The sequence below is a fragment of the Pseudomonas sp. ENNP23 genome (assembly GCF_001728945.1).
Lineage (GTDB): Bacteria > Pseudomonadota > Gammaproteobacteria > Pseudomonadales > Pseudomonadaceae > Metapseudomonas > Metapseudomonas otitidis.
Map to the genome: position 1 here is coordinate 1 of NZ_LYSP01000005.1, position 23,871 is coordinate 23,871.

Sequence of the window (23,871 nt, forward strand, 5' to 3'; positions counted from 1 at the left end):
CGCACCGGTGCTCAACGGGTACGGCGGCGGCATCCGTAGGATGGGCTGAGCTGTGCGAAGCCCATCGTTGCGTGGGTGGCCGGGATTGATGCGGTTCGCCGAGCTCACCGCATCCTACGGGCGGCGCCCAGCGCAGGGGCGGTGGGCTGAAGCGGAACGCCGCCCGACCCACACTACGGCTTTGCGGGTTCGAAGAAGCGGCGGAACTGGCGCAGGTCGGCCTGGGCGGTGGGGATATCCACAGGCTCGAAGCGCAGCGTCTGGTGGGCGCTGCATTGGGCCAGGCGATCACAATCGCGGGGGTGAAGCCAGCCGAGGATGGGGTAGCCGCCCATGGTCTGGTGGTCGGCCTGGAGGATGATCGGCTGCCCGTCCGACGGCACCTGCACGGTGCCGCGCACCACGCCGAGGGACCACTGGCGCTTGGGCGGGCTCAGCGGCGCGCCCTTGAGGCGAGCACCCATGCGGTCGGACTGCGGGCTGAGCTGCCAGGGCTGGGCGAAGAAGGCCTGCACCTCGGAGGGCGTGAACAGCGCGGCATCACCGCCCAGCATCACCCGCAGCGGGCGTTCGGCGCGGTAGTCCGGCTGCCAGGGCCAGGGGACGCTGGCGCCACGGGCGAACTGCCCGCCCCCGCCCGGCAACAGGTCGCCGTCGGCCAGGCGCGTGCCTCGGCCGTCCAGCCCGCCCAGGCCTTCGCGGGCCTGGCAGGCGACGCTGCCCAGCACCGGTTCGACGCGAAAGCCACCGGCAATGGCCAGGTAGGCCCGCTGGCCGCTGCGGGCGAAACCGAGCCTGAGGCGCTGCCCGGCGCGCACGCGAAAGCGCGACCAGTTCGGCCGCACCACGCCGTCCAGGTGGATGGGCAGCTCCGCCCCGCAGAGGGCCAGCCAGGTGTCGCCGAGGCTTTCCAGCTCGACGCCGCCCAGGGCGATCTCCAGCAGTGGTGCCGTCTGTGCGTTTTCCAGCAGGCGGTTGGCCCAGGCGGCGGCATGGCGGTCCATGGGGCCCGAGGGGGACACGCCCAGGTGCTGCCAGCCGTGCCGGCCGCCGTCCTGCAGCAGGCTCAGCGGGCCGGCCTTGATGACGCGCAGGCCGCTCATGGCGCTACGCACGCGCGGCGGTAGGTGGCCTCGTCGATGGGTTCGAAGCGCACCCGATCCCCCAGCGCCAGCGGGCAAGGCGGCGCCTGGGCGGGGTCGAACAGGCGCTGCGGGCACAGGCCCAGCAGGTGCCAGCCGCCCGGGGAGGCCTGTGGATAAATGGCCGTCTGCCGTTCGGCGATGGCCAGGCTGCCGGCGGGAACGCCGGTGCGCGGGGTGGCCCGGCGCGGCAGGGCGAGCCGGGCGTCGAGTTCGCCCAGGTAGGCAAAGCCGGGGGCGAAGCCGATGGCACCGACGCGGTATTCCACCGCGCAGTGCAGCTCGATCACCTGGTCGGGGCGCAGCCCGCAGGCCTCTGCCACCGCGCCCAGGTCCTCGCCGCCGTACCAGACCGGCAGGCGGTGCAGGCGCCCTTGCTCGTCGGGCGGCGGAGCCGACTGCCACTGCTCCAGCAGCGGTGCCAGGTCGGCGGCCAGCCGGGTGGGGTCGGTCAGCAGCAGGTCGTAGTGCAGCAGCAGGGTGGTCCAGCCCGGCACCAGCTCCCGGAGCTGCGGGCCGAGCCGCTGGTGGATGGCTTCGGCAAGGCAGGCGATGCGCTGCGGCAGGTAGGCGTCCGGTGTGTCGGCCAGCACCAGCAACAGGGCTTCGGCGCCGACCGGCTCAAGGCGGATCATGAGGCGTCCAGGTGGGCTCGCAGGCGCCGCAGCACCGCCAGGGACTCGGGGTTGTCGCCGTGTACGCAGAGGCTGTCGGCCACCAGTTGCAGCGGCTTGCCGTCGATGTCGGGGAAAGACTCGCCCCGGGCGATGGCCACCGCCTGGTCGATGATCTGCTCGGGGTCGCGGTGTACCGCGTCAGGCAGGCGCCGGGGGGCGAGCTGGCCGTCGGAGAGGTAGGCGCGGTCGGCAAAGGCTTCGAACATCAGCGGCACGTCGGCGGCGTCGGCCAGTTGCAGCTCGCGGCGGTTGTCGGCCAGGGCCAGCACCATCAGCGGCAGGCCCTTGCGGTAGCTGGCGCAGGCGTCGAGCACCGCTTCGAGCAGGGCGTCGTTGCGCACCAGGTCGTTGTACAGGGCACCGTGGGGCTTGACGTAGGCGACCTGGGTGCCGGCGGCGCGGCAGAAGGCGTCCAGCGCGCCGATCTGGTACAGCACTACGGCGCGCACCTCCTCGGGGGACAGCTCCATGCGCCGCCGGCCGAAGCCCACCAGGTCCGGGTAGGCTGGGTGGGCGCCGATGGTGACGCCATGGTCCACCGCCAGTTCGACGGTGTTGAGCATGGTGAGGGGGTCGGAGGCGTGGAAACCGCAGGCCAGGTTGGCCTGGTCCACCAGGGGCATGGCGTGCTCGTCGTCGCCCAGGGTCCAGGCGCCGAAGCTTTCGCCCATGTCGCAGTTCAGCAGGATTCGATTTTTCATCGCGTGATTATGGCGACAGAGTGCGACCCACGCGAGGTGGCGTTTGTGCAGTTATCCACAGCGGAGCGCCGTGGCCCGGACTTCAGTCCGGGGTTCCGCTACCCAGGCACGGGCAGCGGAACCGGGCGGGCGATCAGTACACGTCGCGGCGGTAGCGCCCTTCGCTGGCCAGGCGCTCCAGGCCCTCGTCGCCGAGGATCTCGCGCAGCACGGTATCCACGCCGCCGGCCATGCCCTCCAGGCTGCCGCAGATGTAGAACACGGCACCCGCTTCGACCCAGGCGCGCACCTGGTCGGCGGCCTCGCGCAGGCGGTCCTGCACGTAGACCTTCTGCGCCTGGTCACGGGAGAACGCCAGGTCCAGGCGTTCCAGTTCGCCCCGCGCGAGCCAGCCTTCGATCTCTTCGCGGCAATAGAAGTCGTGGGCCTGGTTGCGCTCGCCGAACAACAGCCAGTTACGGCGGCGGCCCGCGCGGATGGAGGCCTGCAGCAGGCTGCGCAGGCCGGCCAGGCCGGTGCCGTTGCCGATGAAGATGGCCGGCGTGTCGGCTTCGGCGAGGTGGAAGCGGGCGTTGCGGCGCAGGCGCAGCGGCACGCTGGCGCCCACCGGCAGGTAGTGGGTGAGCCAGCCGGAGGCGATGCCGAGGGCGCCGTCGGCGCGGCTTTCCTGGCGCACGATCAGCTCCAGGGTGCCGTTGGCCGGCAGCGAGGCGATGGAGTACTGGCGCTGGGCGAGCGGTACCAGGGCATCCACCAGGGCCTGGGCGTGCAGCCCGACCAGGTGTTCGAAGCTGTCCGGCAGCACGCGCCCTTCCAGTGCCTGGCGCAGCGGCAGGGTGCGGCCGTCGAGCTGCACCGCCGCTTCGCCGTCCAGGCCGTGGCGGGCCAGCCAGGCGGCCACCACCGGTTCACCCTGGCAGGGCAGGATGTCCACCAGGTCGCCGGCATCCCACTGGGCCGTGGTGCCAGCCGGCGCGCTCAGGCTCAGGCGCCAGGTGGAGGCGCCCTGGCTGCCGGGGTTGAGGTGCTCGCGGGCGCTCAGGGTCCAGGTCTCGAAGGGTGCCTCTTCCCAGGTGGGCACCACGTCGCTGCCGGAGAGCGTCGCCAGGTGCCGCTGCCAGGCCTGGATGGCCTGGCCGTCGCCGTTGTCCACCTCGACGGTATCGAACAGGGTCAGCGCGCCCTGGTCGGCGAGCCAGTCCTGCAGGCGGTGGGCGAAACCGCAGAAGTGCTGGTACTGGCGATCTCCCAGGGCCAGCACGGCGTAGCGCAGCTCGCCCAGGGCCGAGGCCTGGCCGAGCACGCGGCGCTCGAAACCGCGGGCGCTGTCGGGCGCCTCGCCATCACCAAAGGTGCTGACCACGAACAGGGCATTGCGGGCCTGGGCCAGTTGTCCGGCGTCCAGTTCGCCCAGGGATTTCACGCGCACCGGCACGCCGGCAGCCTGCAGTTGGCCGGCGGTTTGCCAGGCCAGTTGTTCGGCGAAGCCGCTCTGGCTGGCGAACCCCACCAGCCAGGCATCGGCCCCGCCCTGCCCGCCCAGGTCGCCACGGGCGGCCCGTACCGCGCGCTTCTTGCGGCGGCGGTCGAGGTAGAGCAGCCAACCGGTGATGAAGAACAGGGGCATGGCCAGGCTCGCCAGCATCATCAGGATGCGCCCCGGCAGGCCGAAGTACTCGCCCACGTGCAGGGCATAGACGCTGGTGAGCAACTGGGCCTTGAAGCTCTTCTCGGTGTAGCGCTCCACCCGGCTGACGGCGCCGGTGGCCGGGTCGAGGGTGATCTGGTTGAGGGCGCGCGGGTGGGCGGCGTCCTTGAGCAGGAAGAAGACGGTGGCCGGCTGGCCGCCCACCGGGGGCAGGCGCAGGTTGTAGGCGCTCAGCTCCGGGCCTGCGGCGTCGCGGATGCTCGCCCACACGGCGTCGTAGTCCACCACCAGCGGCGGGCCGGCGGGGGCCTGCATGCCGCCGGGTCGGCCACGACGCTCGCCCGGTTTGCCCTGCTGCCCGGCAGGGGCGTCGGCGAGCAAGCGGTTGAGGCCTTCGCGGTACCACTCGTAGGACCAGAACAGGCCGGTCAGCGCGGCCAGGAGGTACAGCAGCAGGCACCAGGTGCCGGCCACGGCGTGCAGGTCCCAGTTGAAGCTGCGGCCCTTGCGCGACCAGTCCAGGGTCAGCCAGGCACGCCAGCTCGCGGCCTGGCGCGGCCAGCGCAGGTAAAGGCCGGAGAGGCAGAAGAAGATGAGGGCCAGGGTGCTGGCGGCGGTGATCTGCTTGCCGGTTTCGCCCATGGCGAGGAAGCGGTGCAGTTGCAGCATCAGGCCGAAGAAGGCCTCGCCGGAAGGTTCGCCCAGCAGTTCGCCGGTGTAGGGGTCGAACCAGCGCATGGGGCCACGGCGTTCGCCCGGTGGCGGGGTGAAGAAGACCCGTGCGGCTTCGCCGCCTTCGGTGCGTACCCAGAGGCCGGCGACCGTTTTGCCTGCGGCGGCTTCGATGCGGCTGACCAGCTCGGCGGGGGGCAACACGCCGCCCTCGCGCACCTCGACCTGGAGGGTGTCGCGGTTGAACAGCTCGAGGATCTCCTCCTGGAAGCTGTAGGCCGCCCCGGTGACGCCCATGATTGAGAGCACCAGCCCTGCACTGATGCCGAGCAGCCAGTGCAACTGGAACAGGATCTTCTTGAACACGTGTCAGTCCTCGGAAGCAGGCCGAGCGGCCTGCCGTATCGCTGGATCGGAACGGCAACCATGCCGGAACGCGGCGATTCTATTTGAGAACGTGACGCATTAGATCGCGTTTCCGAAGTTTTACCTTTTATTTACAGCCAGGCCGTGAGCCGCTCTGGTGCGCGGCTCACGGCCCCCCTATCAGAACGAGTAGGTGGCAGAGAGGATCGCCGAGCGGGCGTCACCGTATTCGATGGCGGACGAGCGGGCGTTAGTGCCGTTCTGCTGGCGCACACGCTCCACGTAGTCCTTGTCGAACAGGTTGTTGACGTTCAGCTGCAGGTCGAGGTTCTCGTTGACCTTGTAGCCGAGCATGGCGTTGTGCACCCAGTAGGCGTCCAGCTTGGCGGTGGTGCTGGAGCTGACGTTGCGCTCGCTGACGTAGCGGGCGCCGTAGCCCAGGGTCCAGCCGGCGGGCAGCTCGTAGGTGGTCCACAGGTTCAGCGAACGCGGCGGGGTGTTGCCCAGCGCCTGGCCTTCACGGGCGATGCCGGCGGCGGTGTCGGCAGCCTTGAGGGTCTCGCTGTCGAGGAAGGTGTAGTTGGCGAAGACGTCCCAGCGCTCGCTGATGTGGCCGGTCACACCCAGTTCGACACCCTGCACGCGCTGCTTGCCGGCCAGTTGGGTGGAACCGTCGGCCATGGTTTCGCGGGCGTTGGTCTTGTCGACGCGGAACAGCGCGCCGTCCAGTTCGAGGCGGCCGGCCAGCAGTTCCCACTTGGTGCCCAGCTCCCAGGTCTCGTTCTTCTCCGGGTCCAGGTTCTCGGTCAGTGCGGTCAGGCCGCCACCGCTGGAGGCGATGCTTTCGGCACTCGGGTTGAAGGAGTTGCCCCAGGCGACGTAGAAGCGGCCGTTCTCCACCGGTTTGTAGACCAGGCCGGCGCGGCTGCTGAGCTTCTTGTCATTGGAGGAGAAGCTGCCGGTCTGCGCCTTGGCGCCGGAGAAGGTCTTCCTCTTGCCGTCGAACCAGTCGTAGCGCAGGCCCATGTTCAGGTCCCACTGCTCGTTCAGGGCGATGGTGTCGAAGACGTACACGGCCTTGTTGTCCAGCGTGTTCTCGGTGTAGCCGGTGGTGGTCTTGGCGACCGGACCGTTCCAGTAGCCAGGCGGGTTGGAGACGCCGAAGCCGGTGTTCGGATACGGAGCGGCAGCGGTGCCCAGGCCGTGGTTATAGGTCTTGAGCGCGTACTCCTCGCGGGAGATTTCCGCGCCGGTGACGATCTCGTGGTGCAGGCCGGCGGTGTCGGCACTGATGCGCAGGTTGGTCTGGTTGATCCACAGCTCGGTGGTGGCATCACGGCCGTAGGCCTGCGGGCCGGCGGGCTTGTAGTTGCCGGCGGGTACGCCAGTCAGGTTGACGTGGGAGGCGGACACCACGGTGTCGCGGTCCACGCGGCTGTAGCGGGTCAGGTTCTGCAGGCGCAGGTTTTCGTTGAAGTCGTGTTCGAGGTTGGCGGTGAACGCGTTCTGCTCGATTTCTTCCTTGTCCAGGTTCTTCCAGCCGAAGTAGTCGTTGCGGTCGACGCCGGCCAGCTTCTTGCCGTCCAGGGCCGGTACGCCGTAGTCGGGCAGGTTGTCGTCGGTCTGGTGGAAGGCGCTGAGGGTCAGACGGGTGGCGTCGCTGAAGCCCAGGCGCAGGGACGGGGCGACACCCCAGCGCTCGCGGTCGATCTGGTCGCGGCCGGGGACGTCGTTCTCGTGGGCCATCAGGTTCAGGCGGAAGGCGCTGTCGGTGCCGAGGTCTTCCAGCGGCTGGTTGGTGTCCAGGGTCAGGCGGTGGTAGTTGTCAGTGCCCAGGCCCGCGCCGATGCGGGTGAAGGCACGACCCATGGGCTGCTTGCTGATGAGGTTGATGCTGCCGCCGGTGGTGCCGGCGCCGCCGAACACCGAGTTCGGGCCCTTGATGACCTCGACCTGCTCGATGTTGAAGGTGTCGGTGCGGCTGGTCTGGGCGCTGTCGCGCAGGCCGTCGATCTGGATGTTGCTGTTGGCGGAGAAGCCACGGATGTTGATGTTGTCACCGGAGCCGCCACCGCCCTCGCCGGCGTTGAAGGTGATGCCGGAGACGTTGGAGAGCACCTGGCGCAGGCTCAGGGCCTGCTGCTCCTGGATGATCTCCTTGGGGACGACGGTGACGGTCTGCGGGGTGTCCAGCAGTGGTGCGGTGTACTTGGCGGAGGCCGACTCGGTGACCTTGTAGGTCTTCTCGGCCTTGCCGTCGACGTTGACGGTGCCGAGTTCGAGTTTATTCGTATCAGCCGCCAGGGCCAGGCCGCTGGCCGAGGCGGAAACCAGGCCGATGGCGGAAGCCAGCAGCGCGCGTTGCGGTAGGCCGTTCTTGTTGCTCATAAGAATCACTCCCCACTGAAGATGGGGCGCGATTCTATTTGCGAATGTTTATCAGTAAATATTTACCTACCCATCTTTACACAATCTTTACAAAATTCGGAAATACCCTACACACCAAATCAATCAATGAATATTGGCAAAAGCCCTGACAAAAGATCCGAAATGCCGAGATCCGGCCGGTTCAGAAGCGGGTGCCGGCGGCGAACGTGCATCGGGTCAGAACGAATGTCAGGTGTTGGGCCAGAGGCGAGATCGGTCGATGGCGGCCAGGGTGGAGCAGCCGGTGAGCGCCATGGTCACCTCCAGCTCGGTGCGCAGCAGGTGCAGCACATGGGCGACGCCGGAGGCCCCCGCCGTGGCCAGGGCCTGGACGTAGGGCCGCCCCACCATGACCGCGCGGGCGCCCAGGGCCAGGGCCTTGAATACGTCACTGCCGCGCCGCACGCCGCCGTCGAGGATCAGCGGCGCGCGCCCGGCCACGGCGTCGGCGATGGCCGGCAGCACGTCCAGCGTCGCCGGCAGGCCGTCGAGGGTGCGCCCGCCATGGTTGGACACGACGATGCCGGCCACGCCCTGCTCCACCGCGCGCACGGCGTCGAGAGGGTTCATCACGCCTTTCACCCACACCGGCAGGTGCGTCAGGGATTGCAGCCATTCCAGGTCGCGCCAGGTGGGCGCGTGCTGCAGCAGGGTGCTGCCGAACAGCGGACTGGCGCCGGGCTGGGCCACGCTGGGGGGCAATGTGCGCATGCCCCGCAGGTTCACCGCCTCGATGCCGTCGGGCAGTTGGAAGCCGGCACGCTGCTCGCGGTTGCGCAGGCCGTTGACCGGGGCGTCCACGGTGACCATCAGGCCGCGGTAGCCCGCAGCTTCGGCGCGCCGCACCAGCTCGCGGGTGAAGTCGCGGTCCGGCTGGATGTAGAGCTGGAACCAGAGGGGCGCCTGGGCGGCCCGGGCGATGGCTTCGAGGCTGACGCTGGCCTGGGTGCTGACCACCAGGGCAGCGCCCATGGCCGAGGCGCCCAGGGCGCTGGCCAGTTCGCCGTCCGGGTGGGCCAGGCGCTGGAAGGCCACCGGGGCGAGCAGGATGGGGTAATCCAGCGTCAGGTCGCCGAGCTGCACGCGGGTGTCGCCGCTGCCCAGGTCTTCCAGCACCCGGTTGAGCAGGCGCACGCGGCGGAACGCGGCGAGGTTGTCAGCCAGAGTCTGCTCGTCCGCCGCGCCGCCGCTGAGGTAGGCCCAGGCGGCGGGGCTCATGCGCTCACGGGCGAAGGCCTCGTAGTCGCCGACGGCGACGATCTCGGCGGGAATCCGCGGCAACGGCGGCAGGCTCATGGGGCGTTCCTCAGGTCTCAGGTGGTCGACCAGTGCCGCAACAGGTTGTGGTAGACGCCGGAAAGCTGCACCAGCGCAGGGTGCTCGGGCACGCTCTGGCCGAGCTGCTGGATGGCGCCGTCCAGCTCCAGCAGCATGGCGCGCTGGTTGTCCTCGCGCACCAGGCTCTGGATCCAGAAGAAGGCGGCCAGCCGCGCACCACGGGTGACCGGTTCGACGCGGTGCAGGCTGCTGCCGGGGTAGAGCACCAGATGCCCGGCGGGCAGCTTGACCCGGTGGCTGCCGTAGGTGTCTTCCACCACCAGTTCGCCGCCCTCGTAGTCGTCCGGGTCGCAGAAGAACAGGGTGGCGGACAGGTCGCTGCGCACCCGGTGGTGGGTGCCGGGGACGCTGAAGATGGCGTTGTCGATGTGGTTGCCGTAGGTGCCGCCGCCGCTGTAGCGGTTGAAGCGCGGCGGCAGCACCTTGAGCGGCAGGGCGGCGGCGATGAACTGCGGGTGGCTGCCGAGGCGGTCGACGATGAAGTCGCCGATCTGCTGCGCGAGGGGGTCGTCCGGGGCCAGTTGCTGGTTGTCCTTGCTGCGCACGGCCATGTGTCCGGCGGTACTGCGTCCGTCCACCCAGGCGGCGCGCTCCAGGGCTTCGCGGCACTGGCGCACTTCGTCGGCGGTGAGGACGTCGGGGATATGGAACATCACGCGGGCTACCCTCCCGGGCCGAACAAAGGCTGCTGATAAGCGTTCGCAAATGAGGCGCTCATCTTACTCGCCTGCCGGCAGCCAAGGAACCGGGACAAAGCGCCGCGCCCGCAGGCGCGGCGGAGCCGTCAGAACGACAGGGTGGCGTTGAGGGTGGCGGCGCGGGCGTCGCCGTACTCGATGGCAGAGGAGCGGGCGCCCTGGCTACCCGTGCCCTGCTGGGTGCCAAGCTGGGTGCGGACGCGCTCGACGTATTGGCGGTCGAACAGGTTGTCCAGGTTCAGTTGCAGGTCGAAGGAGTCGCTGACCCGGTAGCCGAGCATGGCGCTGTGGACCCAGTAGGCGGCGAGCTTGACGCCGTCATTGCCGGCAGTGAGGTTGCGCTGGCTGGCGTAGCGCGCGCCGTAGCCGACGCGCCAGCCACCGTCGAAGTCGTAGGTGGACCAGAGGTTGAACGACTGCGGCGGGGTGTTGGCCAGGGCCTGGCCCTTGGCCGAGACGCCGACGCGCTCGTTGACGGCCTTGAGGGTCTCGCTGTCCATGAAGGTGAAGGTGCTGAACACTTTCCAGCGCTCGCTGAGCTCGCCGGTCAGCCCCAGTTCCAGCCCCTGCACGCGCTGGTTGCCGGCCAGGACAGTGGTGCCGTCGACAAGTTTGGTGCGGGCATTGAGCTTCTCCACCCGGAACAGCGCGGCGTCCAACTGCAAGCGCCGCTCCAGCAGCTCCCACTTGGTGCCCAGTTCCCAGGTGCGGTTCTTCTCCGGGTCGAGCTTCTCGGTGTCGGCGCTGAGGCCGCCGCCGCTGGTGGCAATGTTCTCCGCACTGGGGTTGAAGGAGGTGCCGTAGGCCAGGTAGAAGCGCCCGTTCTCAACCGGCTTGTAGACCAGCCCGGCACGGCCGCTGAGGTGCTCGTCGCTGGAGCGATTGTCGGTGGCCACCCAGTTGCCCTTGGTGAGCCTGTAGTCGTCTGCGTCGCCGTCGAGCCAGTCGTAGCGCAGGCCGAGGTTGAGGTCCCACTGCGGGTTCAGGGCCAGGGTGTCGAAGGCATAGAGCGCGCGGTCGTAAAGGCGGGTGGCGAGGTAGCCGGAGTTGCTTCGCTGGGCCGGCCCGCTCCAGTAGCCGGGCGGATCGGCCAGCGGGTAGCCCTCGTCAGGGAACTTCAGGCCGTAGTCATAGGTGGTGCGGTGGTAGGTCTCGCGGGAGAACTCTGCGCCGGTCACCAGGGTGTGGCCGATGCCGAGGATGTCGAACTCGGCGGTGAGGTTGGTCTGGTTGATCCACATGCGGCTGGTGACGTCGCGGCCGTAGGCCTGGGGGCCGGCGGGCAGGTACTGGCCGGGGGCGAGGACGGGGCCCGGGGGTTGGCCACTGCTGCGGCGGCGGTCGAGGTTGATGTGGGCGGCGGAGATCACCGTGTCGCGCTCGACCTCGCTGTAGCGGGTGAGGTTCTGCAGGCTCAACTGGTCGTTGAAGCGGTGCTCCAGGCGCACGGTGAAGGCGTCGCTGTCGATGCGCTCGCGATCGAGGTTGCGCCAGCCGAAGTAGGCGTTGCGCTTGACCCCGGCGACACGCTTGCCGTCGAAGGCCGGGACGCCGTAGTCCGGGTCGTTGTCGTCACGCTGGTGGAAGTAGCTGAGTGTCAGGCTGGTGTCCTCGCCCAGGCCCAGCAGCAGCGAGGGGGCGATGCCCCAGCGCTCGCGCTCCAGGCGCTTGCGGCCGGGGATCTCGTCGTCGTGGGCCATGAGGTTGAGGCGGAAGGCACTGCCGCTGCCCAGGTCCTGCAGCGGCTGGTTGGTGTCCAGGGTGAGGCGCCGGTAGTGGTCGCTGCCCAGGCCCAGGCCGAGCCGGCTGAAGGCTTCGAGGCCTGGCTGCTTGCTGATCTGGTTGACGCTGCCGCCGGTGGTGCCGGCGCCGCCGAACACCGAGTTGGGGCCCTTGATGACTTCCACCTGCTCGATGTTGAAGGTGTCGGTGCGGTTGTTCTGGGCGCTGTCGCGCAGCCCGTCGATCTGCAGGTTGGTGCTGGCGGAGAAGCCACGGATGTTGAGGTTGTCCCCCGAGCCGCCGCCGCCCTCCCCGGCGTTGAAGGTGATGCCGGAGACGTTGGAGAGCACCTCGCGCAGGCTCAGGGCCTGCTGGTCACGCATCACCTCGGCGGGCACCACGGTGATGGTCTGGGGGGTGTCGAGCAGGGGCACGGCGTTCTTCGCCGAAGCGGAGCGTTCGGTGCGGTAGCTTTCGCTGCGCCGCTCCTCGACGTGCAGCGTCTCCAGCTCCAGGCTGGTGCTGCTGCGCGATGGCTCGGCGGCGACGAGGGGGCCGGCGGCCAGGCCGATGCCGACGGCGAGCAGGGTGCGTGGGCCCGGTTGCGGGCGCAGGGCAAGGCGTTTCATGGAAGGTCCTCCCGGTGGTGAGGGGAGGCAACCTATTTGATAAGGATTCTCATGAACATCCGCAAAAGCACGCTTGGGAAATGCCCTTGCGGCAAACGGATTCCACCTACACGAAAACGACAAGGCCCGCCGCGAAGGCGAGCCTTGTCGGGGGTGAAGCCCTTACAGGTAGTAGGACTTCAGCGGCGGGAAGCCGTTGAACTCCACTGCGCTGTAGCTGGTGGTGTAGGCCCCGGTGGAGAGCCAGTAGAGGCGGTCACCGCTGGCCAGGTTCAGCGGCAGGCCGTACTTGTAGTTCTCGTACATGATGTCGGCGCTGTCGCAGGTGGGGCCGGCGATGACCACTTCTTCCATCTCGCCCTTCTTCTCGGTCCAGATGGGGAACTTGATGGATTCGTCCATGGTTTCGATCAGGCCGGAGAACTTGCCCACGTCGGTGTAGACCCAGCGCTCGACGGCGGTGCGGGACTTGCGCGCCACCAGCACCACTTCGCTGACGAGGATGCCGGCGTTGGCGATCAGGGAGCGGCCCGGCTCGAGGATGATCTCCGGCAGTTCGTCGCCGAAGTCTTCCTTGAGGAAGCGGGTGATCTCCTCGGCGTAGGTCTCCAGGCTGTTGGTGCGCTGGATGTAGTTGGCCGGGAAGCCGCCGCCCATGTTGATCATCTTCAGGGTGATGCCGTCCTCTTCCTTCAGGCGCTCGAAGATCACCTTGACCTTGGCGATGGCGGCGTCCCAGACGTCGATGTCGCGCTGCTGGCTGCCGACGTGGAAGGACACGCCGTAGGGGTCCAGGCCCAGCTGCTTGGCGAGGATCAGCAGGTCCAGCGCCATGTCCGGGTTGCAGCCGAACTTGCGCGACAGCGGCCAGTCGGCGGAGGTGGAACCCTCGGTGAGGATGCGCACGTAGACCTTGGCGCCGGGGGCGGCCTTGGCAATGTTGCGCAGGTCGGCCTCGGAGTCGGTGGCGAACAGGCGCACGCCCTTCTCGTAGAAGTAGCGGATGTCGCGGGCTTTCTTGATGGTGTTGCCGTAGCTGATGCGCTCCGGGCCGACGCCGGTCTTCATCACCTTGTCCAGCTCATAGATGGAGGCGATGTCGAAGTTGGAGCCCTTCTCGCGCAGCAGCTCGGTGATCTCGGTGGCCGGGTTGGCCTTCACCGCGTAGTAGATCTTGGCGAAGGGGAAGCAACTGACCAGTTGGTCGTAGGAGTCGGCGATGGTCTGCTTGTCGATCACCACGAAGGGGGTCTCGTGCTGATCGGCAAAGGCCTTCATGCGCTGGAACGTGGCGGGTGCGAAATAGTCTTCGACCTTGATCGACATGCTAGGGACTCCAAATGGCTGAACGGTTCTGAAAAGGTGGAGTGGCTTCGTGACATACGAAACCGCGAACGCCTGACAGTTTCCCCACTTTGGTTCGCCTACTTCCCAAGGCATGTCGCCGAGCATCACCGGTACCGGGCAAGGGCGCCGGTAACCTCTCGTCGTCAGTACTTGAGCCGGATGGATCGTTTCCAGCATGGACGTTCGGGCGCGCACTTTAGGACCGCATGTCCTACATGGCAACCAGAAAATGCCGCCGTTTCGCATCCGATTGTCGCTTGCATGATTGATTGTTTTTTATCCTCAACGAAGCGTCCGGAATGCTGCACAAAACCGCATTCTTGAGCCCCTTCACGGATTTTGCGTTGGCCTCGCCAGGTCGCTTACGTATCCTTCCCCGTCCACTCAACGGACAGACTCAACCAGAAGGAACCGCATGCTCGATCTTGCTGCCAGCTTCATCGTCTTCACCACCGTCATCACGTACCTCAACTACCGCTTCACCCGACTGCCACCGACCATCGGCATCATGGCCACGGCGCTGCTGTTCTCGGCCATCGCCATCGGCCTGTCCGAGCTGGGCTTCCCGATTCTCCATGAGGAGTCCCGCGAGCTGTTGCGGCGCATCGACTTCTCCTCGGTGCTGATGACCTGGTTCCTCCCCGCGCTGCTGTTCGCTGGGGCGCTGCACGTGGACCTGCGCGACCTGCACAGCTACAAGTGGCCCATCGGCCTGCTGGCCACCGCCGGGGTGCTGGTGTCCACCCTCGCGGTGGCGTTGCTGGCGTACTACAGCTTCGGGCTGTTTGGCTGGCAGGTGGACTTCATCTATTGCCTGCTGTTCGGGGCGCTGATCTCCCCCACCGATCCCATCGCGGTGCTGGGCATCCTCAAGTCCGCCGGGGCGCCGAAGCCGCTGGCGACCACCATCGTCGGCGAGTCGCTGTTCAACGACGGTACGGCGGTGGTGGTGTTCGCCATCCTGCTGAGCGTGCTGAACCTGGGCGAGGCGCCCACGGTGGCCGGCGTGGCCGGGATGTTCCTGCACGAGGCGGTGGGCGGCGTGCTGTTCGGCGCGGCCCTGGGCTACGGGGTGTTCCTGATGATGCGCAGCATCGATCAGTACCAGGTTGAGGTGATGCTGACCCTGGCGCTGGTGATCGGTGGCGCGGCACTGGCCAACCACCTGCACGTGTCGGCACCGCTGGCGATGGTGGTGGCGGGCCTGATCATCGGTAACCACGGCCGCACCCTGGCCATGTCGGACGAGACCCGCCGCTACCTGGACAAGTTCTGGGAGCTGATCGACGAGATCCTCAACGCCCTGCTGTTCGCGCTGATCGGCCTGGAGCTGCTGTTGCTGCCGCTGACCTGGCTGCACGTCGCCGCCGCCCTGGCCCTGGGGGCGTCGGTGCAACTGTCGCGCCTGCTGACCCTGGCACCGGCCATCGTCCTGCTGCGGCAGAAGGCCATCGGTCGCCGCCAGGTCCCCAAGGGTGCGGTCCGCATCCTCACCTGGTGCGGCCTGCGCGGTGGCATCTCGGTGGCCCTGGCGCTGGCCCTGCCCGCCGGCCCCGAACGCGACCTGCTGCTGACCCTGACCTACATCGTGGTGCTGGTGTCGATCCTGGTGCAGGGCCTGTCGATCGGCTCGCTGGTGCGCTGGATCTACCCCGGCCAGGCGCCTCGCGGCGAACACGAAGCACACTAGCCCTTTGCAACGGACCGTCGGCCTCTATTGAGGCCGGCGATCCGCTATAATCCCGCGCTTTTCCGGGCTCCCTGCCCGCCCTCGTTTCCAGCCAGGCAAGCACCCATGACCATCCAGGCCGCCGAAGTCGCCAAACGCCGCACCTTCGCCATCATTTCCCACCCGGACGCCGGTAAGACCACCATCACCGAGAAGCTGCTGCTGATGGGCAAGGCGATTGCCGTCGCCGGCACCGTTAAGTCGCGAAAGTCCGACCGTCACGCCACCTCCGACTGGATGGAAATGGAGAAGCAGCGCGGCATCTCCATCACCACCTCGGTGATGCAGTTCCCCTACCGCGAGCACATGATCAACCTACTCGACACCCCCGGCCACGAAGACTTCTCCGAAGACACCTACCGCACCCTGACGGCGGTGGACTCGGCGCTGATGGTCCTCGACGGCGGCAAGGGCGTCGAGCCGCGCACCATTGCGCTGATGGAAGTCTGCCGCCTGCGCGACACGCCCATCGTCAGCTTCATCAACAAGCTCGACCGTGACATCCGCGACCCCATCGAGCTGCTCGACGAAATCGAGGCGGTGCTGAAGATCAAGGCCGCGCCCATCACCTGGCCGATCGGCTGCTACAAGGAGTTCAAGGGCGTGTACCACCTGGCCGAGGACAAGATCATCGTCTACGTGCCGGGCCACGGTCATGAGCGCATCGAGACCAAGGTCATCGAGAAGCTGGACTCCGACGAGGCCCGCGCGCACCTGGGCGACCTGTACGACAACTTCCTCGAAGAGCTGGAGCTGGTGCAGGGCGCCTGCCACGTCTTCGAGAAGGACGCCTTCCTCAAGGGCGAGATGACCCCGGTGTTCTTCGGCACCGCGCTGGGCAACTTCGGTGTCGACCAGGTACTCGATTGCATCGTCGACTGGGCGCCCAAGCCGCTGCCCCGCGCCACCCACGAGCGCAGCGTCGAGCCCACCGAGGAGAAATTCTCCGGCTTCGTGTTCAAGATCCAGGCGAACATGGACCCGAAACACCGCGACCGCATCGCCTTCATGCGCATCTGCTCGGGCAAGTACGAGAAGGGCATGAAGATGCGCCACGTGCGCCTGGGCAAGGACGTGAAGATCGCCGACGCGCTGACCTTCTTCTCCAGCGAGCGCGAGCAACTGGAAGAGGCCTTCGCCGGCGACATCATCGGCCTGCACAACCACGGCACCATCCAGATCGGCGACACCTTCACCGAAGGCGAGGCCCTGGGCTTCACCGGCATCCCGCACTTCGCCCCGGAGCTGTTCCGCCGCGTGCGCCTGAAAGACCCGCTGAAGTCCAAGCAACTGCGCCAGGGCCTGCAGGAGCTGGCCGAGGAAGGCGCCACCCAGGTGTTCTTCCCCGAGCGCAACAACGACATCATCCTCGGCGCCGTGGGCGTGCTGCAGTTCGACGTGGTCGCCAGCCGCCTGAAGGAGGAATACAAGGTGGAGTGCGCCTACGAGGCGATCAACGTCTGGTCGGCGCGCTGGATCGAGTGCAAGGACGAGAAGAAGCTCAAGGAATTCCAGGACAAGGCCTTCGAGAACCTCGCCGTGGACGGCGGTGGCCACCTCACCTACCTGGCGCCGACCCGCGTGAACCTCAGCCTGATGGAAGAACGCTGGCCGGACGTGAAATTCCGCGCCACCCGCGAACACCACTGATTCGCCCCCTCGGCACGGAGGCGCCGCCCGCTGGCGGCGCCTCTGGGCTAGGCTGACAGCCAGCCACCCAGGCGACCGACCGCCATGCTGATCGACACCCACACCCATCTGGACTTCCCCGAGTTCGACGCCGACCGCCCGGCCGTGCTGCAGCGCGCCCGTGCGCTGGGCGTGGAGCGGCAGGTGCTGATGGGGGTGTTCGAGGCCAACTGGGCGCGCATCTGGCACCTGGCCGAGACCGAACCGGACCTGTACGCCGCCTTCGGCCTGCACCCCATCTACCTCGCCGACCACCGCCCCGAGCACCTGGCGGCCCTGCGCCAGCGCCTGGAGGCCCTGGCAGGCCACCCGAAGCTGTGTGCGGTGGGCGAGATCGGCCTCGACTACTTCCTCCCAGAACTCGACCGCGACGCCCAGCAGGCGCTGTTCGAGGCGCAACTGGCGCTGGCCGTCGATCTGCAACTGCCGGCCCTGCTGCACGTGCGCCGCAGCCACGCGGCGGTGATCGCCACCCTCAAGCGCATCAGCCCTGCCCGGGGCGGCATCGTCCACGCCTTCGCCGGCAGCTACGAGGAAGCCCGCGAATACCTGAAGCTGGGCTTCCGCCTGGGCCTGGGTGGCGCGCCCACCTGGCCCCAGGCCAACCGCCTGCGCAAGGTGGTGCCGCGCCTGCCCCTGGACGCCATCGTGCTGGAGACCGATGCGCCGGACATGGCGCCCTCCATGCACCCGCACCAGCGCAACAGCCCGGAATACCTGCCGGCGATCTGCGCCAACCTCGCCGAACTGATGGGGCTGACGCCGGATGCCCTGGCGGCGGCCAGCAGCCGGAACGCCTGCGAGCTGTTCGGCTGGGCGCCTTTCCCGGGCTGAAGCCCGGGCTGCACCTTATCCACAGCACGGAGGGCGCTCCGCTTCAGCACACCAGCCCCCAGGAAACGAAAAAGCCCGCCGGTTGGCGGGCTCTGGCGTGGCACCCTCGATTAAACGCGGAACGCGCCGATCAGTTGCTTGAGCCGCGCGACCAGGTCGGACAACTGACGGCTGGCCTGTTCGGTCTGGCTGGCGCCTTGGGCGGTGCGCTCGCCGGCGCTGTTGATCTCGACGATGTTCTGGTCGATGTCGTGGGCGACGGCGGTCTGCTGCTCGGCGGCGGCGGCGATCTGCTGGTTCTGATCGACGATCATGCCCACGGCGCCGAGGATGTTCTCCAGTGCCTGCTGCACGCGGCCGGACTGGTTGACGGTGCCGTCGGCCATCTGGTGGCTGGTGTTCATCGCCTTCACGGCCGCGCCGACACCGCCCTGCAGGCGGGCGATCATCTGTTCGATCTCCTCGGTGGACTGCTGGGTGCGCTTGGCGAGGGTGCGCACCTCGTCGGCGACCACGGCGAACCCGCGCCCCTGCTCACCAGCGCGCGCAGCTTCGATGGCGGCGTTGAGGGCGAGCAGGTTGGTCTGCTCGGCGATGCCCTTGATCACTTCCAGCACTCGGCTGATGGAGGCGCTGTCAGCCGCCAACTGGTTGATGACGTTCACCGACCGTTCGATCTCGTGGGCCAGGCGCTCGATGCTGCCCAGCTGGGACTCCACCAGGCTGCGGCCGTTGACGGTCTCCTCGTTGACGCTGTGGGCGCTGCCGACGGCGGCGGCGGCGCTGCGGGCCACTTCCTGGGCGGTGGCAGACATCTGGTTCATGGCGGTGGCGACCTGCTCGATCTGGTTGCGTTGCCCGGCGACGGCGAGGTTGCTCTCCTCGGACACCTGCTGGACACGGATGGCCTGGCGCTCCACTTCCGAGACGGTCTGGCCAACCAGTTGGATCAGGTCGTGGATCTTGGCAACGGTGGCGTTGAACACCTGCCCCAGCTCGCCCAGTTCGTCGTGGCTATCGGCCCGGAAGCTTACGGTCATGTCGCCGGCGGCCACCTGGTCGAGCACCTTGCCCAGGCGCTTGAGGGTGGTGCGGGTGGACACGTAGAAGCCGCTGTAGAGGTAAACGATGGCGAGGAAGACGCCCACCAACGCCACCATCAGCAAGACAGTCTGGACGCGCTTCTCGCCGAGGCGCTTGTTCAGGTCGCTGCGCAGGAATTCCAGGGCGGTGTCGTTCAGCGCATAGGTCTTGTCCATCAGCGCACTGACCTGGTCGTAGAAGGTGGCCCAGGGGGTGTCGAGGGTGTCGGCCATGATCACCTGGTCCTCGAACAGGGTGGCGGCCTCCTTGAGGGTGGCACGGCTGGCATCGGCCTGCTGGCTGAGGGCGGCCTGGGCACGCGGGTTGCCACTGAGAGCATCCTGCAGCTTGAGGCCGTACTCGCTGCCGAGCTTCTCCAGGTCCAGCAGCAGGTCGTCGAGTTTGGTGCTGGCGGCGGAATTGAGGAAGCCCTGGCCGAGGGAGTAGGAACCGATGGCACGCCCCTGGCTGATGCCGGCCGTGATATCGGGGGTGACGGTTGTGATCAGCTCGGCCACTTGGCGAACGTCGCGCTGGGTGTCCTGGCTGAGACCTGCCTGGCTGGCCACCAGCTTGATGAACACCTGGGCATTGCCGAGGAGCTTCTCGATCATGGCGCTCTTGCTCTGCAGGGAGGTTTCCTTCTGCGCTGCCTGAAGGCCGTTGAGCATCTCGTCGCGCTTGGTGTTGAACTCGGTGACCTGGTCAGCGTCGGTGGTGACCGGTTGCAGCGCCTTGAGCGCGGCGAGCACGTCCTGCTCCACACGGGTGATGCGGCTGTCGAGGTCGCCGGCCTGGCCGGATTGCCCGATCAGGGAGTTGATCAGCACCAGGTCGTTGAGGTTTTCCAGGTTGCGCCGCAGGCCCAGGCTGGCATGCAGCAGGTCCAGGCTCTGCAGTTCGTTGCGGGTGCTGAGGAACTGCCCGTAGGACTCGCGCACGAGGAAGTAGTTGGTGACGATCATCGGCAGGAAGAAAAGCACGCTGATAAGACTGAACTTCATGCCGAAGCTGAGTCGATTCATCAGCGCGATGGCCGGATACAGCAGAGTCTTCACACGACGTCTCCTGGCTTGCTTATTTATTGTTATGCGCGTCTTGGATGGAGTCAGGATGGCACGCTGACAGCATGACCACCTGCATCGCCCGACCTGCGGCAGGCCGCTCCGGACATCCTACGCCCGGCGATCAGGGTGACGGGCATCACAAAAGCCCTCCACTCAACGCAGGACCTGTGTACCCGATATCGGCGGGGTGTTCTGTAACTTAAGGTTAAGAACGGCTACAGATCAACGCGGGAATCGCCGTCAGAGGAACAGCGTCCACAAGGCAAAACCCGCATACCAGAGCACGGCGGCCCGGACCAGCAGGTGCCACAAGGCGTCCAGGCTGGCCACGCCCTCCTCGCCTGCGCTGGATTCGGGCAATTCACCGGCAGCACGCCCTGCGATCACTACGAAGCGCTCGGCGGGCATCTCCCAGTTGAGCAGCTCATGCAACAAGACGCGGCTGACGGCGACGAAATTGCCCACCAGGGAGAAGCTGGCGGCCAGTACCCGCACCGGCACCCAATCGAAGGCGTGCCGCACCTGGCGGGCCTGCTCGCGAATAGCGGGGGACGCAGCGTGTTCCTCGGCCAGTGCCAGCAGGCGGTAAGCCAGAGCCGCCACCGGGCCCAACAGGAAGTACCAGAAGATCACCGCGAAGAAGCTCTGGTAGGCCTGCCACACCAGGTACTCCTGTACCCGCATCAGCAGGTCGTCACCCTCCTCCACCTGCAGGCCCAGGTCGCGCTCGGCGACGTGCAGGGCACCCTGGATGTCCCCCCGGCGCCAGGCGTCGCGGAAGGAGCCGAGGTCAGCCTGGACATCGCCACGGCCGAGGGCGAACACCACCACCAGCAGGTGAACCGGCAGGGCCAGCCAGCCATAGGCCAGGGGCTGCAACAGGGTCAGCAGCAGCGCCAGGGCCACCAGCGGCAGCACCACCCAGATCCCCAGTGCCAGCCAGGGGCGACCGGCCAGGGGGCGGCTGGCAGCCGCACCGTCCAGTTGCCGCAGCCAGGCGGCATCCCGTTGCAGGCGCTGGCGCCAGTTGGAGAGTTTCTCGATCCACAGCACCAGCAGCAGTACCAGAAAGCTCATGGGGTCATCTCCTTATGCAGCAGGCTGGCGCGCAACCGCGCCCAGTCGAAGGCGGGCCCCGGGTCGGTCTTGCGAACAGGGGCGATGTCGCTGTGGCCACAGACGCGCTCGGGGGTTATGCCAGGGTAGGTAAGCAACAGGCCACGGGCCAGGCGGCCCAGGGCGTCGTACTGGGCATCGCTGTAGGGCAGGTCGTCGGTGCCCTCCAGTTCGATGCCCAGGGAGAAGTCATTGCAGTTCTCGCGGCCTTCGAAGCAGGACTTGCCAGCGTGCCAGGCACGGTCGAGGCAGGAGACAAACTGGGTCACCCGGCCGTCACGCTCGATGAGGAAGTGCGCGGACACCTGCATGTCGGCGATGCCGGCGAAGTAGGGGTGCTCGTCGGCGTCGAGGCGGTTCTGGAAGAACTCCACCACCTTGCCGGTGCCGAACTGGCCCGGGGGCAGGCTGATGTTGTGGATGACCAGCAGGGAGATTTCCCCGTGCGGACGGGCATTGAAGTTGGGCGAGGGGCAATGGCGGGCGTCTTCACACCAGCCGGTGGCGATGTCCGGTTGCATGGCGGCTCCTTGGTCCGCCGACACTCTAGAGCAGCCTGCTGCCGGGGCCAAGGCCCGGAGCCGCAGACGCCTGGCCGGGGCCGGGCGTCATGGGTGAAGCGCCTGGATCAGGCCCCCTTGAGCTTGCGCAGGTTGCCAATCACCGACTCCAGAGCCCGGTCGAACAGCAGGGCATCGTCCAGCAGGCGGATGGCACCACGGCGGAACTCCACGGCCAGGCCCATGCGGGTCTTCTCCAGCACCTTCATGCCGGTGCGGTTGACGAAGATGTACTTGCCGGTGGGCTTGATGATCGCTGCCAGCTTGCAGCGGACCTTGTGGTCCTCGTCTTCCTGGAACTCGACCCAACTGCCGACACGCAGGTTGTCCACCTGGTCCAGGGCCTCGTCGCCCTCGGGCAGCGAGGCTTCCGGCTCGGGGGCGCGGCTTTCGCCGGGTGCCAGCAGGATGATCTCTTCCACCACTTCGACCATGGCCGGCGCTTCTACAGTGGCTGCCAGCTCCAGTTCGGGCAGGTCCACGACCAGGGCAGCATCCGCGGCGACCGGCGCATCGGGCTCGGCGACGTCGTCCGCCACCGGCTCCGGCTCGGGGCGCTTGAAGCGCTGGAAAGCCTGGACATGCAGGGATTCCAGCTGGCTGAAGAATTCGCTGGTGGAGAACGGGTCGAACGCGGCGCTGGTCAGCCCTTCGCGCAACGACTTGAGCAGGCCGGGTACCAGCTCCAGCAGGCGCATGCGGGCCTCGGGCGCCTCATGGGGCTCCACGCTCCAGATCAGGTCGTCCATGGTGGCCAGGGTGGCGCGCCATTCTTCGGACTCGGCACCGTGCTTGAGGCAGGTGAGCAGCATCACCTTGCTCCAGGCTTCCTGCAGCAGGCGCACCACCACTTCGGGCAGCGTACGACCCAGCAGGCGCTCGTTCAGGGCCTGTTCCACCTGCTGGCGGGCCAGTTCGGCCTTGGCGCGGCCTTCTTCGGCATCACGGGTGCGCTGCTCCAGCAACTCGCTGCGGCGACGCTCGTCGCCGGTGTAGGCGAGGAAGTCGGACAGCAGCTCGGAGAAGATGCCCGGGTCGTCAACGAAATCATTCAGCAGGCGCAGTACCACCTGTTCGATGCGCTGGTAGAGCACGTCACGCTGGAGGTCGTCCTGCTCGCTCCAGCCCATGGCAGCCGAGGCGATCTCGTTGAGCAAGCGGCGCGCCGGGTGGCTGCCGCGGCTGAAGAAGGTCTTGTCCAGCACGGCGACCTTGAGCATCGGGATCTGCAGACGGCCGATGAGGGCCTTGAGCGAATCCGGCAGGGAGCGGTCGTCGAGGATGAATTCGAAGAGCATCGACACCAGGTTGATGACGTCGTCATCCACCTGGCCGACCACACGGGAGCGGCCGCTCTTGGCGCTGGCGCGGGTGAGCAGGCTGTCCAGTTGGAAACGCACGTCGATATCGTCCACCTTCTGGGCGGACAGGTGCTGCTGCATGTGCGACAGCAGGCGCATCAGGTCGTTGCTGGTGATGGGCACCGCATCGACCGGCACCTCACGGCGGGGCAGGCCGCTGCCACGCACTTCGGAGAGCAGGGCCTGCAGGGCGCCGAAGACTTCCTGCACCTCTTCGCTGGCCATGTCGGCCACGACACCGGAAGCATCCCCGCCGACAGCGGCGGAACGCACAGCACCCGGGGTGCGGCCCTGGGGACGGCGGGCCGGGGGCGCGGACTTCAGCTCCGGCAGCACGCCGGCGGTGATCAGCAGCTGGTTGGCTTCGGCGTAGAGCTGGTCCAGTTCGGTCAGCACGTACTTTTCGAACAGTTTGAAGATGATCAGCTTGACCTTGATCTCCACGCCCAGGCTGCGGCAGGCGTCGAGGAAGGCCCCGCACAGAGCGCGCGGGCCGAGCGGGTTGGTGCGGTCGTCGATCTTCTTGGTAACGAGGGTATTGATGCGGGTAGTGAGGTGGCCGAGGGCCACGGCGTCACGGCTCATCACCTTGGACACCATGGTGTCCTGGGCGACGGACTCTTCGAGGTCGTCGTTTTGGACCAGGCTCAGGCTCTCGAACGACACCGCGTCGAGCTGCGGCGCGCGGCCGATCTCGTACTGGTTGAGGTTGGAGAAGGTCTCGAAGACCTTTTGCAGGAAGCCACGCTCGATGCTCTTGCGCTTGAGGCGCAGGTCGCGCATGGCTTCGAAGAATGCATTCTGCTCGGCGTTGCTGGTCGCGCGGTCGGCCATCTGGAAGAGGGTGTCGTCCGCGTTGTCGAACAGCGCCTGCAGCGCTTGCTTGAGCTGTTGTGCAGCCTTGTCGCGCACCTGGATGAGTGCCACGGGCAGCCTTCCTACCGGCGAAGTTGGCGTTTGCTCGGAGGCGCCCTTGAGAGGCACCACGTTCGCGTCGGTCTGCATAGCGAGTCTCCCGCAGCCGACCACCTGGGACAGGGGATTCGGACTGCTCAGCTACGTCGA

At 67.4% G+C, this 23,871-nt stretch carries 16 protein-coding genes and 1 pseudogene; 3 read left to right on the top strand and 14 right to left on the bottom strand.

Annotated elements, in window-relative coordinates:
• Positions 1 to 173: 173 nt before the first annotated feature.
• From A9G05_RS04285 to A9G05_RS04325, 9 genes are all read right to left on the bottom strand, one after another.
• Positions 174 to 1,103 (bottom strand): biotin-dependent carboxyltransferase family protein, encoded by a 930-nt coding sequence (locus A9G05_RS04285; RefSeq protein WP_069559798.1) that lies wholly within the window; start codon positions 1,101 to 1,103, stop codon positions 174 to 176.
• A complete protein-coding gene (gene pxpB, locus A9G05_RS04290) occupies positions 1,100 to 1,777 on the bottom strand; it encodes a 5-oxoprolinase subunit PxpB (RefSeq protein WP_069559799.1) in 678 nt (225 codons plus the stop codon). Before pxpB ends, A9G05_RS04285 begins: the two co-directional genes overlap by 4 nt.
• Positions 1,774 to 2,520, bottom strand: coding sequence for a 5-oxoprolinase subunit PxpA (locus A9G05_RS04295; protein ID WP_044406919.1), 747 nt, complete (start codon positions 2,518 to 2,520; stop codon positions 1,774 to 1,776). The genes pxpB and A9G05_RS04295 overlap by 4 nt, the downstream gene beginning before the upstream one ends.
• A 133-nt stretch (positions 2,521 to 2,653) precedes the next feature.
• Positions 2,654 to 5,206, bottom strand: coding sequence for a sulfite reductase flavoprotein subunit alpha (locus A9G05_RS04300; RefSeq protein ID WP_069559800.1), 2,553 nt, complete (start codon positions 5,204 to 5,206; stop codon positions 2,654 to 2,656).
• Positions 5,207 to 5,386: 180 nt separating this feature from the next.
• A complete protein-coding gene (locus A9G05_RS04305; protein ID WP_069559801.1) occupies positions 5,387 to 7,594 on the bottom strand; it encodes a TonB-dependent siderophore receptor in 2,208 nt (735 codons plus the stop codon).
• A gap of 228 nt (positions 7,595 to 7,822) precedes the next feature.
• Positions 7,823 to 8,929 (bottom strand): alpha-hydroxy acid oxidase, encoded by a 1,107-nt coding sequence (locus A9G05_RS04310; RefSeq protein WP_069559802.1) that lies wholly within the window; start codon positions 8,927 to 8,929, stop codon positions 7,823 to 7,825.
• A gap of 17 nt (positions 8,930 to 8,946) precedes the next feature.
• Entirely contained in the window at positions 8,947 to 9,627 is a 681-nt protein-coding gene (locus tag A9G05_RS04315) for a Fe2+-dependent dioxygenase (RefSeq protein WP_044406907.1), read from the bottom strand.
• Positions 9,628 to 9,755: 128 nt separating this feature from the next.
• Entirely contained in the window at positions 9,756 to 12,020 is a 2,265-nt protein-coding gene (locus A9G05_RS04320; RefSeq protein WP_069559803.1) for a TonB-dependent siderophore receptor, read from the bottom strand.
• A 162-nt stretch (positions 12,021 to 12,182) separates the two neighbouring features.
• A complete protein-coding gene (locus tag A9G05_RS04325) occupies positions 12,183 to 13,346 on the bottom strand; it encodes a type III PLP-dependent enzyme (RefSeq protein ID WP_069559804.1) in 1,164 nt (387 codons plus the stop codon).
• A 436-nt stretch (positions 13,347 to 13,782) separates the two neighbouring features.
• Here A9G05_RS04325 and A9G05_RS04330 point away from each other — a divergent pair, with 436 nt between their 5' ends.
• The 3 genes from A9G05_RS04330 (at position 13,783) to A9G05_RS04340 (ending at position 17,619) form a co-directional block, all read left to right on the top strand.
• The gene (locus A9G05_RS04330; RefSeq protein WP_069559805.1) at positions 13,783 to 15,057 is read left to right on the top strand and encodes a sodium:proton antiporter; all 1,275 of its coding nucleotides are present in this window, start codon (positions 13,783 to 13,785) and stop codon (positions 15,055 to 15,057) included.
• A 105-nt stretch (positions 15,058 to 15,162) separates the two neighbouring features.
• Complete coding sequence (locus A9G05_RS04335; protein ID WP_069559806.1) at positions 15,163 to 16,746, top strand: peptide chain release factor 3; 1,584 nt, start codon at positions 15,163 to 15,165, stop codon at positions 16,744 to 16,746.
• Between the two features lie 84 nt (positions 16,747 to 16,830).
• On the top strand, positions 16,831 to 17,619 hold the full coding sequence (locus A9G05_RS04340; RefSeq protein WP_069559807.1) for a TatD family hydrolase: 789 nt from the start codon (positions 16,831 to 16,833) through the stop codon (positions 17,617 to 17,619).
• Positions 17,620 to 17,729: 110 nt separating this feature from the next.
• On the opposite strand, the gene A9G05_RS28345 is transcribed toward A9G05_RS04340, so the two are convergent.
• The 5 genes and pseudogenes from A9G05_RS28345 to A9G05_RS04360 all read right to left on the bottom strand — a co-directional run bounded on the left by A9G05_RS28345 (position 17,730) and on the right by A9G05_RS04360 (position 23,811).
• On the bottom strand, positions 17,730 to 18,443 hold the full coding sequence (locus tag A9G05_RS28345; protein ID WP_371850552.1) for a methyl-accepting chemotaxis protein: 714 nt from the start codon (positions 18,441 to 18,443) through the stop codon (positions 17,730 to 17,732).
• A gap of 144 nt (positions 18,444 to 18,587) precedes the next feature.
• Positions 18,588 to 19,727: pseudogene (locus A9G05_RS28350) on the bottom strand (HAMP domain-containing protein); the annotation flags it as partial.
• Positions 19,728 to 20,009: 282 nt separating this feature from the next.
• Positions 20,010 to 20,846: a regulatory signaling modulator protein AmpE gene (gene ampE, locus A9G05_RS04350; RefSeq protein WP_069559809.1), complete on the bottom strand. Its 837-nt coding sequence runs from the start codon at positions 20,844 to 20,846 to the stop codon at positions 20,010 to 20,012.
• Entirely contained in the window at positions 20,843 to 21,406 is a 564-nt protein-coding gene (ampD, locus tag A9G05_RS04355; protein ID WP_069559810.1) for a 1,6-anhydro-N-acetylmuramyl-L-alanine amidase AmpD, read from the bottom strand. Before ampD ends, ampE begins: the two co-directional genes overlap by 4 nt.
• 107 nt (positions 21,407 to 21,513) lie before the next feature.
• The gene (locus tag A9G05_RS04360; RefSeq protein ID WP_069559811.1) at positions 21,514 to 23,811 is read right to left on the bottom strand and encodes a DUF1631 domain-containing protein; all 2,298 of its coding nucleotides are present in this window, start codon (positions 23,809 to 23,811) and stop codon (positions 21,514 to 21,516) included.
• Positions 23,812 to 23,871 lie beyond the last annotated feature (60 nt).